This is a genomic window from Pseudoalteromonas sp. G5_S1_14_S5 (genome assembly GCF_054968605.1).
This window is the reverse complement of sequence record NZ_JBQKUM010000229.1, coordinates 1-482: the sequence shown is the minus strand read 5'-3', so window position 1 is coordinate 482 and position 482 is coordinate 1. Positions and strand designations below refer to the sequence as shown.

The 482-nt window shown below is 42.5% G+C and carries 1 protein-coding gene; it reads left to right on the top strand.

Translation table 11 applies throughout. The features are described 5' to 3' along the window. Positions 1–24 precede the first annotated feature (24 nt). Positions 25–482 (top strand): ISAs1 family transposase (locus ACTRWI_RS22665; RefSeq protein WP_499133938.1); only part of this gene is annotated, 458 nt, incomplete at its 3' end.

The window sequence follows — 482 nt, the reverse complement described above, 5'->3', positions numbered from 1 at the left end:
TACTCCCTTTTTAGGGAGAACATCATGCACATTGACCACTTCAAAGAACATTTTCAAACGATTATCGACCAACGCCAAGGTGCAAAGGTCACTTATTGCCTGTTTGAAGTCCTTTTTGGCTCGCTATGTGCGGTGATTGCAGGTGCGAAAGGCTGGTTTGATATTCGTGAATATATTCGCGGTCATCATGATTGGTTTAAGCGTAATAACGTGTTTTTGAATGGTATTCCTGTTGATGACATCATTGCTCGCATCATCTCTACCATTGAGCCTGAACAGTTTCATGAGTGCTTCGTTAACTGGATGTCGTCAATACACACTCTTACCGATGGGCAAGTGATTGCGATTGATGGCAAAACGCTTCGCGGCTCATATAATCGTGAAGACAGGACGAGCACTATTCATATGATTAGTGCTTATGCGTCGTCCAACAAGCTCGTACTAGGACAGCTGAAAACCGAACAAAAAAGTAATGAAATTAC